General features: G+C 39.4%; 16 protein-coding genes. 11 read left to right on the forward strand and 5 right to left on the reverse strand.

Annotated elements, in window-relative coordinates; all coding sequences use genetic code 11:
- Positions 1 to 26: 26 nt before the first annotated feature.
- Positions 27 to 1,286 (reverse strand): MFS transporter, encoded by a 1,260-nt coding sequence (locus B1C82_RS18670; RefSeq protein ID WP_086449090.1) that lies wholly within the window; start codon positions 1,284 to 1,286, stop codon positions 27 to 29.
- 15 nt (positions 1,287 to 1,301) lie between these two features.
- Positions 1,302 to 1,898 carry an NADPH-dependent FMN reductase gene (locus B1C82_RS18675; RefSeq protein ID WP_086449091.1) on the reverse strand — a complete coding sequence of 199 codons (597 nt, stop codon included), beginning with the start codon at positions 1,896 to 1,898 and terminating at the stop codon, positions 1,302 to 1,304.
- Positions 1,899 to 2,085: 187 nt separating this feature from the next.
- Between B1C82_RS18675 and soxR the strand changes: the two genes are divergently transcribed.
- Positions 2,086 to 2,544, forward strand: a complete 459-nt coding sequence (soxR, locus tag B1C82_RS18680) for a redox-sensitive transcriptional activator SoxR (protein WP_086449092.1) — start codon at positions 2,086 to 2,088, stop codon at positions 2,542 to 2,544.
- Between the two features lie 39 nt (positions 2,545 to 2,583).
- Here soxR and B1C82_RS20605 read toward each other — a convergent pair whose 3' ends face one another.
- Complete coding sequence (locus B1C82_RS20605; protein WP_157894150.1) at positions 2,584 to 2,733, reverse strand: hypothetical protein; 150 nt, start codon at positions 2,731 to 2,733, stop codon at positions 2,584 to 2,586.
- Between the two features lie 76 nt (positions 2,734 to 2,809).
- Between B1C82_RS20605 and B1C82_RS18685 the strand changes: the two genes are divergently transcribed.
- From B1C82_RS18685 to B1C82_RS18695, 3 genes are all read left to right on the forward strand, one after another.
- Positions 2,810 to 3,112 carry an ArsR/SmtB family transcription factor gene (locus B1C82_RS18685; protein ID WP_086449093.1) on the forward strand — a complete coding sequence of 101 codons (303 nt, stop codon included), beginning with the start codon at positions 2,810 to 2,812 and terminating at the stop codon, positions 3,110 to 3,112.
- A 135-nt stretch (positions 3,113 to 3,247) separates the two neighbouring features.
- Complete coding sequence (locus tag B1C82_RS18690) at positions 3,248 to 3,997, forward strand: SDR family NAD(P)-dependent oxidoreductase (protein ID WP_086449094.1); 750 nt, start codon at positions 3,248 to 3,250, stop codon at positions 3,995 to 3,997.
- A gap of 91 nt (positions 3,998 to 4,088) precedes the next feature.
- The gene (locus tag B1C82_RS18695) at positions 4,089 to 4,871 is read left to right on the forward strand and encodes an enoyl-CoA hydratase/isomerase family protein (RefSeq protein WP_086449095.1); all 783 of its coding nucleotides are present in this window, start codon (positions 4,089 to 4,091) and stop codon (positions 4,869 to 4,871) included.
- Positions 4,872 to 4,883: 12 nt separating this feature from the next.
- Here the strand turns inward: B1C82_RS18695 and B1C82_RS18700 are convergent, their stop codons facing one another.
- Entirely contained in the window at positions 4,884 to 6,710 is a 1,827-nt protein-coding gene (locus tag B1C82_RS18700) for an autotransporter outer membrane beta-barrel domain-containing protein (protein ID WP_086449096.1), read from the reverse strand.
- Positions 6,711 to 6,879: 169 nt separating this feature from the next.
- Between B1C82_RS18700 and B1C82_RS18705 the strand changes: the two genes are divergently transcribed.
- From B1C82_RS18705 to B1C82_RS18740, 7 genes are all read left to right on the forward strand, one after another.
- The gene (locus tag B1C82_RS18705; RefSeq protein WP_086449097.1) at positions 6,880 to 7,230 is read left to right on the forward strand and encodes a hypothetical protein; all 351 of its coding nucleotides are present in this window, start codon (positions 6,880 to 6,882) and stop codon (positions 7,228 to 7,230) included.
- A gap of 94 nt (positions 7,231 to 7,324) precedes the next feature.
- The gene (locus B1C82_RS18710) at positions 7,325 to 8,125 is read left to right on the forward strand and encodes a hypothetical protein (protein WP_086449098.1); all 801 of its coding nucleotides are present in this window, start codon (positions 7,325 to 7,327) and stop codon (positions 8,123 to 8,125) included.
- Positions 8,126 to 8,294: 169 nt separating this feature from the next.
- Positions 8,295 to 9,959 carry a hypothetical protein gene (locus tag B1C82_RS18715; protein ID WP_086449099.1) on the forward strand — a complete coding sequence of 555 codons (1,665 nt, stop codon included), beginning with the start codon at positions 8,295 to 8,297 and terminating at the stop codon, positions 9,957 to 9,959.
- A gap of 27 nt (positions 9,960 to 9,986) precedes the next feature.
- A complete protein-coding gene (locus B1C82_RS18720; RefSeq protein WP_086449100.1) occupies positions 9,987 to 12,404 on the forward strand; it encodes a hypothetical protein in 2,418 nt (805 codons plus the stop codon).
- Between the two features lie 87 nt (positions 12,405 to 12,491).
- Positions 12,492 to 13,010 (forward strand): DUF1993 domain-containing protein, encoded by a 519-nt coding sequence (locus B1C82_RS18725; protein ID WP_086449101.1) that lies wholly within the window; start codon positions 12,492 to 12,494, stop codon positions 13,008 to 13,010.
- 262 nt (positions 13,011 to 13,272) lie between these two features.
- Positions 13,273 to 13,620 (forward strand): ArsR/SmtB family transcription factor, encoded by a 348-nt coding sequence (locus tag B1C82_RS18735; protein WP_234008366.1) that lies wholly within the window; start codon positions 13,273 to 13,275, stop codon positions 13,618 to 13,620.
- On the forward strand, positions 13,607 to 14,095 hold the full coding sequence (locus B1C82_RS18740; protein WP_086449104.1) for an SRPBCC family protein: 489 nt from the start codon (positions 13,607 to 13,609) through the stop codon (positions 14,093 to 14,095). Before B1C82_RS18735 ends, B1C82_RS18740 begins: the two co-directional genes overlap by 14 nt.
- Before the next feature lie 89 nt (positions 14,096 to 14,184).
- Here the strand turns inward: B1C82_RS18740 and B1C82_RS18745 are convergent, their stop codons facing one another.
- The gene (locus B1C82_RS18745) at positions 14,185 to 14,850 is read right to left on the reverse strand and encodes a cupin domain-containing protein (RefSeq protein ID WP_086449359.1); all 666 of its coding nucleotides are present in this window, start codon (positions 14,848 to 14,850) and stop codon (positions 14,185 to 14,187) included.
- Positions 14,851 to 14,928: the final 78 nt, after the last annotated feature.

The following is a 14,928-nucleotide window of genomic DNA, read 5'->3' on the forward strand; positions in this document are numbered from 1 at the left end:
CCTTCTTCCCTGAAAAATAGATCCGATTAGGTCTCAGAAACTAAGGCTGCTTCCTTTTCACCTTTTACTGGGGCGGGTTGTTTGGAAGAAACATATTCGTTCACCTTATACATAATGGCAACGGTGATCAGAATAGCTATAACAACAACATAACCCAAATTCGGATAACCCTGGATATATCCGCTCGGAGTTTGGACTACAATAAGGCCAGCCGCATAAGATGCGATCCCCCCTGATAACTGTTGCAGAGAAGAACTGATCGCCATATAAGCGCCTCTATCCCTCAATTCAGGCATTGCAGAATTCAAAGCTTGAGCCGAAATCACCCTGCCTGTAATCACAATAAATAGAGCGGAATTGATCAATATCACAAACCAAAGAGGTGTGATTCCCATTGCAGTATAATAGAAAAGGATTCCACAAGCAATTAGTGAAGAAATAAGGAACACAGGATATTTTCCAAATTTGTCCGCTGCTCTGCCGATCAAAGGACCTGCAGCCATACTTACAACCCCAGTTACAAAATACACTAAAGGAAGATCTTCTAATGTAATTCCTAAATTATGCACACTGAATGCAGAACCGAAAGGCATAAGCATATATCCGCCGGTTGCTAGAAGCATTGTTGCCAAAAAACCAGGAAGATAATTTGAATTGCTAGCAGTTACGATCAAATGTTTGATCGCCTTATTCTCTGTTCTCTGATCCAAGTGGGAAACGATTGGTTCCAACTTAAATAAAGCTGCAACCCCAACAAGACCACTAATAATAGCGATCATCCAGAAAGGAGACTGCCATCCCCAAATATTAGAAAAGAATACACCGATAGGAAGACCAAAAACTTGGCTTGCAGCAAATGCGGTCATCACAAGTCCCATCACTCTTCCTCTTGCTTCCATAGGAAATAGATCAGCTATGATTGCAAAACTTATAGAGGCGATCACTCCACCAAAGAGACCTGTTACAATCCTTGCAAATAGTAGAAATTCGTAATTTGGTGCGATCCCGCAAAGAACAGTCCCCAAAACGAAACCAGTATAAAAGAATAATAACATCTTTTTACGATCGAATTGGTCCGCAAAACCGGCAGCTAAGATCCCGGAAATTCCGGCGCTAAATGCGTAAGCGGAAACTACAAGACCAAACTTGGATGTGGATATTTTCAATTGATTCATGACCTGAACTCCCAATGGAGATAAGATCATAAAATCAAGAACCACGGTGAATTGGATAAATGCCAATAAGGCAACTACAAAGATTTGGTATTTACTAAACGTAAATTTCATATTTATTCCTTAAAATCAGGACCTCAGAATGGACCCGTGGAAATTCATTCGAGCTTGTTTCAAAACGTTTCCCCACCAATACAATTCATTCAATAATTTCTCAGCCGAAGATGTGTAACGAAATTCCTCTGTAGGCCTTCCGTTATGAAACCTGGCATGAGCCCAATGAAAACTAACACAATCACGAATGGTGGTCATTCTTAATTCTGCAAAAACATTACGAAGTTGCTCCACCGCTCTTAAACCACCAGAACTTCCTCCATAGGAAACAAATCCAAGTGGCTTCGCATTCCATTCTTCATGAAGTGAGTCAATTGCCAACTTTAAATAAGCAGGATATCCGTGGTTATACTCCGGTGTAATTACTACAAAAGCATCCGCTTCTGCTATTCTATCAGAGAATAAAGGAAGATCTGAGTCCATATCCTTCGACATGTCCCAAGGCAAAGAAAATTCAGAAAGATCTATTAAATCGGTCTCGAATCTATAATCTTGTTTCGAGATTTCTTCGAACCATTTTGCGACCGTTTCTCCAAATCTTCCCTTTCTGGTACTGGCTAAAATAATTCCTAACCTAAGGCCGGAGCCTGTACTGATCTTTTCTAATAACATTATAGAACACCCTTTACTTATTTAGGTGATTGTATTCTACAAGTTAAAGTGAACTTGAAGTAAATAGTCTTAGATCGATTTTTTTCGATTTTTCAGAAAAAAAATTCGAAAATGTTTGTGCTCAGAATGATGTTTAGATAAAATTAATACCTAAAGTTCACTTTAAGTTTAGATTTTGGAGAATGTAGTGGATAAGGACGAATTTTTAAGCATCGGACAGGTATCCAAAAGAAGCGGAGTCGCATCTTCTGCATTACGTTTTTATGAAGAAAGAGGACTGATACGGTCAGTTCGTGCAGGCTCTGGTCATAGACAATATCCAAGACATGTTTTAAGAAGGATCGCATTCATAGTATTTGCCCAAAGAGTGGGACTCTCTTTGGATGAAATCGCTGCGGAAATCGCGAGATTACCCGAAGATCATACTCCAAATGGACAAGACTGGTCCAAACTTTCTAAAACTTGGAGTTTACGTATAGAAGAGAAAATTGCTGAACTTCACAGATTAAAGAACGGACTCTCTGTATGTATTGGTTGTGGTTGTCTTTCTCTTCTCACTTGTAAATTAGCTAACCCTCAAGACAAATTGGGAAGATATGGAAGTGGACCTTTACGCTGGATGGGGAAACCCAAAAAACAAAATTAAATTTTTGGAATCTTAGAGATTGTAATGCGGTAGTTTACCTTATTCTTCCAAAGTATTCACTAAGAATTCTTCCAAACTTTTCAGTTTTGGAAGTTTAACAACTGCAGGACAATATGGGATCGGAAATGCGATTGGCTCTGGTTCCATTAGTTCGGGAAACGACAGTTGTTCCGTTTCCAAAAAGTTCATCTGCATCCAACAGTAAGAAGAATGCACTCTCAAAAATGAGAAATTCTTTTAGACAGAACTGTCTAAAGAAGGAAACATGGAGAGAGTGCCGAGCCCAAAACCAGTCAAACTCACTGAAAAGGAATTTACTAAAATTTCTAGGGCCCTTGCTGAGCCTAGGCGATTTCAACTTCTACAATGTATTGGTTCTACCAAAGAGCCTACTGCCTGCAGCACCTTGAATAAATCTCAGGATATAAGCCCCGCAACACTTTCTCATCATATTAAAGAATTGGAGAACGCAGGCCTTATCGAAACTTCTAAAGAAGGCAAATTCGTAAGTATTACCTTGAGAAGGGATATATTTAAGGCCTACCTGGATAAACTTTCACAGATCTGAACTTTTCCCGACCGACGCTCATTCTAGTTTCGTTAATTTGATAATTATCGAAATATCTAAATATTTTTAGCACAAACACTTCGATACTTGTCTAACTATAAAATTATTCAGATCCTAATATTCAGGAGAGATCTTATGAGTCAGTTGAAAGGTAAAGTTGCAGTGGTAACAGGAGCTTCTAAGGGGATTGGGGCAAGTATCGCAAAAACGTTGGGTTCTGCAGGTGCGTCCGTAGTTGTTAACTACTCTTCTAGTAAAGAAGGCGCGGATAAGGTTGTGGCGGAGATCGAAAAAAGCGGAGGTAAAGCAATCTCAGTACAAGGCGATATGTCCAAGTCTTCCGACGTAAAACGTTTGTTCACAGAGACTAAGAAAGCTTTTGGTTCTGTGAATATTCTAGTGAATAACGCAGGTGTATTCGAGTTTGCTCCTTTAGAAGCTGTTACGGAAGACGAATTTCACAGACAAATGAACACTAACGTTCTTGGACCAATACTTGCCACACAGGAATCTCTTAACCATTTTGCTCCGGAAGGTGGATCAGTGATCAATATCAGCTCTATAGTAAGTGATATTCCTGTTCCATATTCAGTAGTTTATGCTTCCACTAAAGGTGCATTGGATACAGTTTCCAAGGTATTGGCATTAGAGCTTAGTTCTAAAAAAATTAGAGTGAATACGATTGCACCGGGAGGTGTGGAAACGGAAGGAGCACATAGATTAGGGATGATCGGGAGCGAAATGGAAAAACAAATCGTTTCCAAAACTCCTCTAGGAAGATTGGGGCAGCCTGAAGACATCGCGAAAGTTGCGTTGTTCTTGGCTTCAGAAGATTCCTATTGGCTAACCGGAGAAAGAATCAGTGCTTCCGGAGGCTACAGATAATTTTTCTCTAACTTACCGAGCATGGTTAGTTTGTCTTTTAAACCATAAAATTCGAGTGGATAACATATATTGGACTTTCTAATCATGCTCTATGAACTATTTGCGGGAACCAATCCAGTTAAAAAACGGCAGAGCCGAATGTATCAAAATCCAAACGAACGATCAAAATTCTCTCACCAGGGAGAATATGATAGAGTTGGAAAATATCCTCGCTGACATCGATAAGGATGATAGTATTCGTGCAGTTCTCTTGAGTTCTGATAATCCTAAATTTTTTTCAAACGGTATTGATGCGGAGAATATCCTAAATACTCCTAAAGAAAAACTCACTGCAGAGATGGGTCAAATCGTGATCCTATTCGGTAAACTTTTGAGTTTCGGAAAACCTCTGATTGCAGAGGTTACAGGTTACGCTATGGGAGGTGGTGCAGTAATTACACTCTCCTGCGATTTTAAATTTATGTTAGAAGGTAAGGCAAGGATTGCTTTTACCGAGGTTCTGGTTGGACTCCCTTTACCGATCAGCTTCATTGAAAAATTAAAACTCACTGTTAAGTCAGAATACTTGAATGAGGTTTGTCTTTTAGGAACCGCTTACAAGGCAGGAGAGGCAAAAGAAATCTCGTTGATCAACGAAACTGCAGACAATAAGGAAGACTTACGCAAACTCGTTCTGAAAAAATTAGATGAAGTAATGGCAATTGCTCCAAGTGCTTACAGAAGGACCAAGGCCGCTATAAATAAAGAAATTAATGATAAATTCGAATCTCAGTTGGAATTTACTAAGAGTAGTTTCGAGGATCCTAAAGTAGTTGCAAATCTATTAGAAGCAATGAGCGCTTTAAAGGAAAAAAGAAGACCAAAACTGACTTAATATTCAGTTTTTTTAAATTCGCATCCTATAATTTTCTAAACTTCCGAAGGTCCAAAGTCCTAAAAATTTAGGATAGAGTTCCTTCGGAATGTTTGCATCCACTAAATTATTTCCGAATTCCCCTCCGCTAGCCCCAGAGATAGTTGTATTAGCAGAGATTGCACCTGAAGCTGGATACCCGTTTCCGGAACTATGAAAAATATAAACTCTTCCGGATAACGTAACCCCATCTGGATAGGTAGTCGCTCCTGCAACCAAATCCCCTAATCCATCTCCATTTACGTCTGAGATTATAAGAGAATTTCCGAAAGTCTGGCTAGCTGCTTCTCCCACAATTATATTTACGGAACCACCAGATACATTGTTTCCATCGCTTAAATTTACAAAAACTCGTCCCTGGGAAGAATTATAGATAGGAGCACTTGTAACAAAATCATCATATCCATCCCCGTTCACATCTCCCAAAATAACAGAAGATCCCAAACCGCTTAAACCTGCTGAGCTGACAATCGAGGTAGCACTAGTAGCGGCGGAGACAGTGATCCCGCTCGTAGTTCCAGTGCTATTGAATACATAACTTCTCCCGACAAAACCGCTGTATTGAGGACCTCCTACAGCAAGATCTCCATATCCGTCCCCATTCACATCTCCTGTAAAAACGCGGATCCCAAAATTACTCGCAGATTCTCCAACTATTGTAGTATTTGCCAATGTATAAGAATTTACCGTAACTCCAGCAGATCCACTGCTATGGAAAATCCAAACTCCTCCTGTAGAACCGCCAGCATAGGCATTTCCACCCACAATCAGGTCCGAAAATCCGTCTCCATTAATATCTCCTAGTCCTATCCCACATGCGAAATTACTTGCACCTGGGCCTGCAATAGTTGTTCCGGCAGTAGAAGAGATACCGCCTGCTCCCGCGCTATAATAAACAAACGCAAGTCCCGAAAATCCGCCGACACGATAAGCGCCATTTGCAAGATCATCATAGCCGTCTCCATTCACATCTCCTAATGCGATAGAATATCCGAATTCATTTGAGCCAGTATAATTTAAGATACGATTTGCGCCTGCAGCAGTACTCGTGATAATACCGGAAGTACTTCCGTGAAAGACATAAGTGATCCCTTGTAATCCTGAATAATCAGAGGCTCCAATTGCAAGATCCCCATATCCATCTCCATTGACGTCTCCCATCGCTGAAGTGTATCCCATTCTACCCTGACCAGTGATGGAATGATCTGCCATGGTCGTGTCAGTTGCAGCAATACCTGCAGGTCCGCCGTAAAAAATATATGCCACTCCCATTCCAGAAGCGTCTCCAGGAGCCATTGCAACTATGTCTGCGTAACCATCTCCGTTTAAATCTCTATTATAACCTTTTCTAACATTCAAACTTAGAACTGAGGAAATATTTCCACTAGAGTCCACACTCCTAATATCAATCGAATGAAAATAATTGTGCTTCCAAGTTAAGGCGCCACTTGGCAAAGCAAAACTCCAACTAGTAGTACCTGTTGCGGCAGTATAAGTTCCTCCATCAATCCTGATTTGCACAGAAGAAACTAAAACATCATCAGAAGAAGTCCCGAAAAGAAATCCTGTCTCTACTGTAGGTCTTCCCGATGTAGGAAGATTTGTGATCGTCACAGTAGGCGCCGTTACATCTACTATAGGAGGTGGAGTGGTGCTTGCATCTATACAAGTATTTCCTGAAACTAAACAAGCAATCTGCGCCTCTAGCATTGCTTCAAATGCAAGATCCATGGATTTGAATGAACAGGATTCTAAAAAGAAAAGAAGAAGTGCCGCTGAACTGTAAGAAAATTTTCGCATCCAAATATATTTACATCCGATCGCAGATGCTGTTACAACCCAATTATAAAAAATTGAGAAACAAATCGGGATTTTAGAAAAAACACTCCTCCCTCATTCGAGGGATATCTGCAAAATTTCTAATTTTCATTTTGAACGTTCTTTAAAAACTGTCCTCAGGTTTTTCTGAATGCCTCGTTTGAATCTATTCATCCTGGCCTTGGTCGCATTTTTTCTGACCGCACCAAATGATTACGAAGAAACCGCTCACAATAACTATCTACTTTATAAAAGAAATCATTCTTCCAGTTTCAGACTTCCTTCTCAAAAATCTAAACCCAGGTTTTCCTCCAATCATTCTACACAATTAGATCAAAATGAAGACTATCACCAAAAGGATAAGAACAAAAAAGATCCCTGTTACTTTGGTGATCTAAAAAGATCTTATTCCATATACTTTATTCGATTTTCCAGAACGGACCTTCGTTCTTTTAAATTATATACTTATTTATACGCAAGACCCCCACCCACTCTTTCTTAATCCTAAACTTCGCCTTTAGCGGAGAATATTATAAATCCTAGATATTCTTTTCTTTAATGAATATCTAAATATTTACGGATCAAAGGAATTCCATTTGGGTCAAAAATTTCTACCTTCTTTTAAGAGGGCATTCATCTATTCTAAACTATTCTTACTTCCTTCCGGGTTTTTATTTTCCCAGCAGGATCTATTCAACGTGCCGGACATGAAAATCACAGGGAAGGATAGGGTCTTTCTACAAGAACAAATCATATTCTATTCTGACAAAACTCAGTTTGATACAACCTATATGTACGGACTTGGAGATAACCAAGAGATCGGATTCTATGCTGGAAATTATTTTTTGCAAACCTACTCTTCCCAAGCTGTGAATTATCCAACGACAAACTCACTGTATCCGGAGGCTTATGTTTCTCCCAACCTACTCTTAATTTATCAAAAAAAGATAGAAGTATCTGAGTCTATTGCATTCAGCTTCGGAACAAAGTCTGGTGCAAGTCTGGGCCAAACAATGTCTGATTCAAATTTTGCTACTTTCAATTTTGGGATGAGCTCGTATGAGCTTAAAAGTTTAGGTGCCAAATTTTATTTAGGTGCTTACTTGGGAAATAACGCGTTCTTTGGAAGATATAAACAGAAACTACTTCCAAGCCCAGAAATTGGTGTCCATTTGAATGGGTTTATGTATGGACTGAGTTTTGAGATAATTCCAAATCGTTTAGATTTTTTATGTGATAGTATCTCCGGAGTAAATTCTATAGGAGTTACTGTCTGTGGTTTTTCTCATAATATAAACGAAAAATATTCTATCTCCTTTGGTTACCAAATCCCAAATCAAAAGGGAAGCAATTTCAATCCTCACTCATTTTTAATAGAGTTGAACGGATATTTTTAGAATAAAAACGCAGGTGATTTCTTCCTTACACTTCTATTCCGAAATCGGTAGCGTTCATTCCTAAATCGCCTCCAAACCTGCTTTTCCCTTCAAATTAAACGAAACGACTTGTCTGTTTTTTTAGAAGCCAACCCTAAAACAAACGAGAGTTATACGAGGGAGTTAAGACATGCAAAAATTTCTGAAAGACGAGGAAGTACAGGACATTCTCCTAAAAGCTGCACTATTCGTGACCGTCTTACTCCTGATTGTACTTCTTTTTACGGGATGTAATAACGCAAAAGCGGTCAGTATAGATGCAAGTTCTTCTGCGATAGGTGCGATTGCATTCGACGGAAATGTAGGAATTTTTGGAAGTAACACTTCTGGCCCATCTCTCATTAAAGTAAACGTTATCGGCTACATGAATAAGTCAGGCAAAGAGATGAATCTCACTCTGACGAACACGGATACCTCTGAAACCCAAACACTGCAGATTAATGATAATGGGACCTTCTCCTTTCCGGACGCTTTGGATGCAGGCACAAATTTTACCGTTGATCTTGGAACCTACACTGGAGGGCAGAATTGCACTCTGACTGGGGATTCAGGTAAAGCTGGCTTAGTCGCCGCTTCCAAAATCGACTGCGAAAGAAACTTAGCAGTTTTTGGGACTTGGTTTTCAGGAAGTACTCCAGTCATGAATCTCTATCAGGTGAACCAGAAGACTTCTACGGTGGTAGGAACTCCCATGTTTTTTAGTACCAGTGCCGGGTTGCCTATGCTTGACCTCGTCTGGTCTGGGAGCAAGTACCTTGCAGTATGGACCTCAACCGGAAACACAATTAAAGCCAGATTACTTGATATTGAACAGACGGCTTTAGGTTCGGATATTACAGTCGCGGGAGTAGCTTCTACCGGTTTAGGGGCAAAGATCAGTACATTATCCTCTGCTTACAATCCGGATCTAGATGAGTTCGTAGTTGTATTTGTGGAATTCGGAGGAAGTACTGCTTTTCCAAACTTAGCGAGATATATTCGCATTCATCCAGATGGCACTCTGATAGGAACTCCTACAACCATCAAATCGGTTGCTGGAACTATTGGAACCACATATGGTTATTTAGATGTAATCTGGGATGGAAGTAAATATGTAACTGCATTCGAAGAACATGATAATGATACGGATGATTTACCTAATAATTACTTAACAGTGTATCGTTTTACAACTGGAGCAGCTACACCTGTAAATCAGTTGTTCTTATCTTCAGGAAGCGGCTCAACTGGAGCAATCTTTCCAGTAACTTCTGCCGGTGCTGCCTATCCAAAATTCGTAAAAACTTCTTCAGACGTATGGCTATTTTATAATAGATCGAATATGGGAAGTACAGATAACACAATCGATTCAAGTTTAATGGAATGGAGAAATTTATCTGGAGCTCCTACACAGATTAGAAGGGACACGATTCCGAACGGTTGTAACCCGAATGCTGTCGGATTCCAAACATACGTTCCTTCCCCAGGAATATTAGGTTCAAGAGTTTTACTTGGTTATGATCTGAGATGTACAAGCGGTTCCTTATTTTTTGATGTATACCATGGACCTTTTAATTCTGCGACCGGTGCATTAGGAACTATTACAAATTATTCCGGAAGTATGCTTGGTATGAACATTACAATGGGAAGTTCAACTACTTGCAGAACTTCTAGATGTTATACCAGTGCAGGTGCATTAGGAGACGGAGTTTATATTTTCGATCCTAATTTCGATGGAAGCACTCATACGTTCTACCCGATCAAACTCTCTTCTCCAGGGAATTCTGTGGATTTTCCAGCCCAGACTTCCATCCAGTAAACTTCAGGTGGATCCTTGTTAAGAAGAATGAAACATTATTCTTACAGGGTCCTATTTTTTCTTTTTGTACTTTTTGCAAGTACTACTTGTTATAAACCCCCACAAGCTAGTACACTTTTAGATCTTTTTAGCATAAAAACCGATTTGGATGCATTCAACACTCCGATCAAAGTTTTTGTTCAAGTTTCAGGCTTAAGTTCGGGAACTCTCTCAGTTTCCAATCAATTAGGAGAAGTTTTAGATTTCCCTTCTAACGGAAGCCAGCAATTTCCCTCTCTGGTCAAAATAAGCGATAAATATTCAGTTTCTATAATAGGAATATCGGGGGCTTCGGCACAACAAGAATGTAAGATAAGCAATCCAGACGGACCGATTCTGTATCCTAAGACTATAATTTTCATCAGTTGCGGAAAAATATTCTATGACCTATCCGTGAAAGTAATCGGCCTAGATCCTTCTATCGCCGGAACTTCTCCTTTAGTTTTGCAGAATCAATCAGATAAAATCACGTTTACTTCAGACGGAACAAAAACGTTCGCACATAAGATTGGAGACTCAGCGAATTATTCCGTTAGTTTTGTTTCTATTCCTACAGGGCATACTTGCTCTTTTATACCGAACGGTTCCGAGAATGGAAGTATGTCCGGAGCTCCTCTAACCTTACTCTTAGATTGTATTTCTATTTTGGAAATTTTCCCTAAATCTAAGATACTCACTCCGAATGGTAAAGTTTCCATTAAACTTTCATTTCATGGAGTAGATCCGGGCAGTTGTAGTTTCGATCCGATCGTCATTGGTGGGAAAAATAATGTGGCTTCCCTCGGAAATCCACCAAGTATTACTTATCCAACCGCACCTGATGATCATACGATAGTAATCACTCCAAATTCTCCGGACAAATGGGGGCCTCCTGGAAATTCATTCTTTGAACTGGTTGGATGTACAGCTAAAAGTTTACCGATCCAAAATGGAAATCCTATCCATTATGATTTTATAACATCATCGAATATTCGTTTAGTGGATCAAAGTAATGGAATAGATGATCCAGGATGTGGAACAGGTTTTGGTCCAAATGCTTTTTGCAAAAGTATAGAAGTAGGAGTCCAAGAATGCGACTTGAGCGGATCTATTTGTTCCGTTTTTATTTCAGAAGGAAGTTATACCCCCATTTCTCAAATTTTCTTAGGAGGAACAACTTCCCTTTTCGGTGGTTTTGCTTCAGGATTTCCGGATCTGGACTCCGATCCAAGCATTCATCCAACAAGGATTGTAGATGATACACTTTCCAGTTGTGGAACTTCCTTCACAAATTTCTGCAATGCAATTCTGATCTCTACAACTTCTTTAAGCGCTCCAACGACAAATCTTTCAGTAATCGGCTTTCAGATACAGATGAATCTGATTGGAGATTATTCCACAGGCATCCAAATTTTAAATTCGAGGACAAATTTAGGACAAATCATCATTTCTAAAAATATGGTTTTTGGAAATGAAACAGACTCAAATGGTTTTGGGATCCGCGCAGGATTACTCATCAATCAATCTGATAATGTGGTAGTAACTGAAAATTGGCTAAGAGGTGGATCAGGAAGATCTCATTCCATTGGAGCAATGATAGAAGGATCCGGTTCCGCATTACAGCCTATTATACTTTCCAGAAATATCTTAGATGGGTTGGTTAGTATTGAACCAGCTGGATTCAGTGCAGGAGTTTGGATAGAAACAGGAATTTTTGAAGGAGCAATCATCTCAGAAAATAAGATCAATGCTTACCAATATTTAAATCCGGGTTTGGTTTCAGAAAATTCTTACGGAATTATTTTTACTGACGCAGTAGATTCTAGTAATATAATAAATAATGATATTTATATAGGGAATACTCAAAATTCTTCCCTCGGAAAATCCACAGGGATATTTACTCAGGCTGGATTCGGAGTTCATAAAATTATAAATAACCAAATCTTTTCTAAAAATCTTTCTGCAAATAGTGCCGGAATTATTTTTGGAAGTCCTCCGGAATCTCCTTCTATAATTAGAGGAAATAATTATTTTGTAAGCGTTCCTATAGTTGTTGGTCCAACTCAATATATTTTCTGCGGAAGCACATTAAACCAAGAAGATTGTGCTCATCCAATCTCTGGACAATTCATTGGGGATTATTCCGATAGTTACGGTGCAGATCCTAAATTTGTGGCTACTACTGATATAGAGAAAATCTTGAATTTTAATCTTCCATTTGGAATTCCATCGTCCGCAAATTCTCCTTGTTCTTCTCTTTATGGAGGAGTGGATCTAAGCACAATCACGCTTCCAATCACTTCTATCCCTTTTATACAAACTGATTTTTACGGAAGTCCAAGAACAAACTTTTCAAGCCCATTTGCACCACCCGGGGCTGGTTCAATTTCAATTGGTGCAATAGAATCGGATGCAAATTGTTTCTGAACTCTTATACCAAAGACCAATAGAATTTGAAATAGTTTGCCGGGATTTAAGACTTGATAGATCCAAATCAGGACTTTCCATGGAAGTATGTCAGACATTTCGATTTACGAAATCACAGTAACACAAGTAATCAAAAACCTAGAACACCTAAAACGATTTATAGACAAGGGCAAAAATTTCGCCGAATCCAAAAAAATCGAAATGGATGTTTTGTTAAACTCGAGACTCGCACCGGACCAATACAATTTTATCCGACAAATCCAATTGGCTTGTGACACAGCGAAATTAGGAGGGGCTCGCCTAACTGGAAAACAATTCCAAAGTCATGATGATACCGAAAAAACTCTTTCTGAAATAATAGATAGGATCGATTCAGTCGTAGGTATTCTGAAAGGATTGAAACCAGAAGATTATAAAGAAGCTTCTGAAATTAAAATTTCCCTACCCCGTTGGGAAGGTAAGTCCCTGACCGGAAAAGAATATGCGCTTCATCATATGATCCCTAACTTCTTCTTTCATATCGTGACTGCTTACGATATACTCAGGCATAATGGAGTCGAACTTGGGAAGAAGGATTATCTGGGAGATTTTCCTTTTAAATCATAGATTTCAATTTTAAGAACCTGGACGCCTGCCGCTCCGCGGCACCGGACTCTTCGCTCCAATCAGCGGTTCGCCATAAACGGCGCACCGCCGGATTTCCGCTTCCGATTCCTGGCGCAAGCTGCAATAAACTCACGCAGAGCCGCGAAGACGCAGGATCTGCAGATGTAGTAACTTCGACATTTCTCAACTTTTTTCCCAAAACCCTCACTATTTTCTAACTTAGGTATTTACCTAAGTTTCTTTTCGTGATATAGTTAGGTAAATGCCTAAGTATAGTAACAGTCTGGATAATATGTTTCATGCTCTGGGGGACCCAACAAGAAGGTCCATTTTAGAGCGTTTGAGCATGGGACCGGCAACTGTAGGAGAATTGGCGGTGCCTTTCAAAATGGCTCTTCCTTCGCTCATGCAGCATCTAGGTGTATTGGAAGATTCTTCTCTGGTTTGGTCCGAAAAAGTGGGTCGCGTAAGAACTTATAAACTTACACAAGACACCATGAAAGCGGGCGAAGATTGGTTCGTTAGACAACGCACCCATTGGGACAAAAGGTTAGACCAACTGGACAGTTACTTACTTGAAATGAAGGAGAAAGAAAATGGCAAAAACTAATTATTACCAACCGGACCCAAAAACAGATCTAGTTCTTGAAAGAATCGTAGATGTTCCTACTGAACTGGTTTGGAAAGCATGGACCACTCCGGAACATATACTGAAATGGTTTACCCCTGCCCCATGGAAAACTATCGATTGCGAGATTGATCTTAAACCGGGCGGGATCTTCCGCACAACTATGCTATCTCCGGAAGGACAAGAGTTTCCAAATAGCGGGTGCTTTTTAGATATCGTTGAAAATGAAAAACTTGTGTTCACTGATATTTTTGAGCCGGGTTTCAAACCTACTCCAAGCGGCGGATTTTTTACTGCGATACTTACATTAGAAAAACATGGTAATGGGACCAAATATCATGTTCTTGCTCGTCATAAAGATGAAGAAAGCAGAAAAAAACATGAAGAGATGGGTTTTCATGATGGTTGGAACGCAGCATTGGATCAATTAGTAGAACTAATGAAAGCAGTTCGCTAAATTTTATAATAATAGATCAATCATCTAAAATCGGGCATTCATTTACTGATTTTAGATGATATCTATTATATTTAATTTTTATAATTTTATTAGTCCTTTGCATTTCTCCATTTTAAGGCATATTCTTTTTTCCAACTCCTAAAACCGAATAACCTTGCCGTAGGCGAAATTAAGAAAGAAAGAATCTTCTGTACCGAAACGGAAGGACTAGCCAAATATGTATCATCATAATAACCGGTAACTAGCATCGCTTGTAAAAAAAATGAGATATCGCTTCTAGGAGTATCGTTTTCAGTAAAAAATCCATGGATCTGAGTTAGGAAAAACGGCCATTTTCCAGAAGGTTTCACTCTTACGATCGCATTCAATTCTTCTAAACCATGATTAAAAGGTTGATGAGCGGTTCCTTTAGGAACAGTAAAAGATTCTCCGGGATTTAACTCGTATGTTTTGCCGTCACTTATCACATTTAATTTTCCCTTTTTAACAATAAAAGTTTCATCGTAATTGGGATGGATATGCGGTTTTGGTATCGCTCCACCTGGTTGCAAAAAGAGTTCCGCCTCTGAAAATTCTTCTGAGTCTGTCTTTAAAAAGATCACCTTTTCGGAAGCGAAATTATTTACGATCGTATCTCCAGGCATAGGGTAAAGCTCGCTTGGCGGAGAAGGCTCCGGAAAAATTATATGATGCAGTACACTCCCGATAAGTATATATGTTAGGATCCCGTATAATAGAAATTTAATTTGTTTCACCCGTTTCTCCGAATTTACTTTTAAGAAGAGGCTCAATCTCTCTTCTTTCAGAAAATTAACATCTTCGAGCTCAAATCT

This window comes from Leptospira venezuelensis, assembly GCF_002150035.1.
GTDB classification, from domain to species: Bacteria; Spirochaetota; Leptospiria; order Leptospirales; family Leptospiraceae; genus Leptospira_B; species Leptospira_B venezuelensis.

Bases quoted from the DNA above. Each gene is read 5' to 3' on its own strand.
- B1C82_RS18725 (WP_086449101.1), top strand. From the start codon at position 12,492: ATGTCAGACATTTCGATTTACGAAATCACAGTAACACAAGTAATCAAA.
- B1C82_RS18715 (WP_086449099.1), top strand. From the start codon at position 8,295: ATGCAAAAATTTCTGAAAGACGAGGAAGTACAGGACATTCTCCTAAAA.
- B1C82_RS18740 (WP_086449104.1), top strand. From the start codon at position 13,607: ATGGCAAAAACTAATTATTACCAACCGGACCCAAAAACAGATCTAGTT.
- B1C82_RS18735 (WP_234008366.1), top strand. From the start codon at position 13,273: ATGCCTAAGTATAGTAACAGTCTGGATAATATGTTTCATGCTCTGGGG.
- B1C82_RS20605 (WP_157894150.1), bottom strand. From the start codon at position 2,733: ATGAACTTTTTGGAAACGGAACAACTGTCGTTTCCCGAACTAATGGAA.
- B1C82_RS18685 (WP_086449093.1), top strand. From the start codon at position 2,810: ATGGAGAGAGTGCCGAGCCCAAAACCAGTCAAACTCACTGAAAAGGAA.
- B1C82_RS18690 (WP_086449094.1), top strand. From the start codon at position 3,248: ATGAGTCAGTTGAAAGGTAAAGTTGCAGTGGTAACAGGAGCTTCTAAG.
- B1C82_RS18670 (WP_086449090.1), bottom strand. From the start codon at position 1,286: ATGAAATTTACGTTTAGTAAATACCAAATCTTTGTAGTTGCCTTATTG.
- B1C82_RS18705 (WP_086449097.1), top strand. From the start codon at position 6,880: ATGCCTCGTTTGAATCTATTCATCCTGGCCTTGGTCGCATTTTTTCTG.
- B1C82_RS18695 (WP_086449095.1), top strand. From the start codon at position 4,089: ATGAACTATTTGCGGGAACCAATCCAGTTAAAAAACGGCAGAGCCGAA.
- B1C82_RS18675 (WP_086449091.1), bottom strand. From the start codon at position 1,898: ATGTTATTAGAAAAGATCAGTACAGGCTCCGGCCTTAGGTTAGGAATT.
- B1C82_RS18720 (WP_086449100.1), top strand. From the start codon at position 9,987: ATGAAACATTATTCTTACAGGGTCCTATTTTTTCTTTTTGTACTTTTT.
- B1C82_RS18700 (WP_086449096.1), bottom strand. From the start codon at position 6,710: ATGCGAAAATTTTCTTACAGTTCAGCGGCACTTCTTCTTTTCTTTTTA.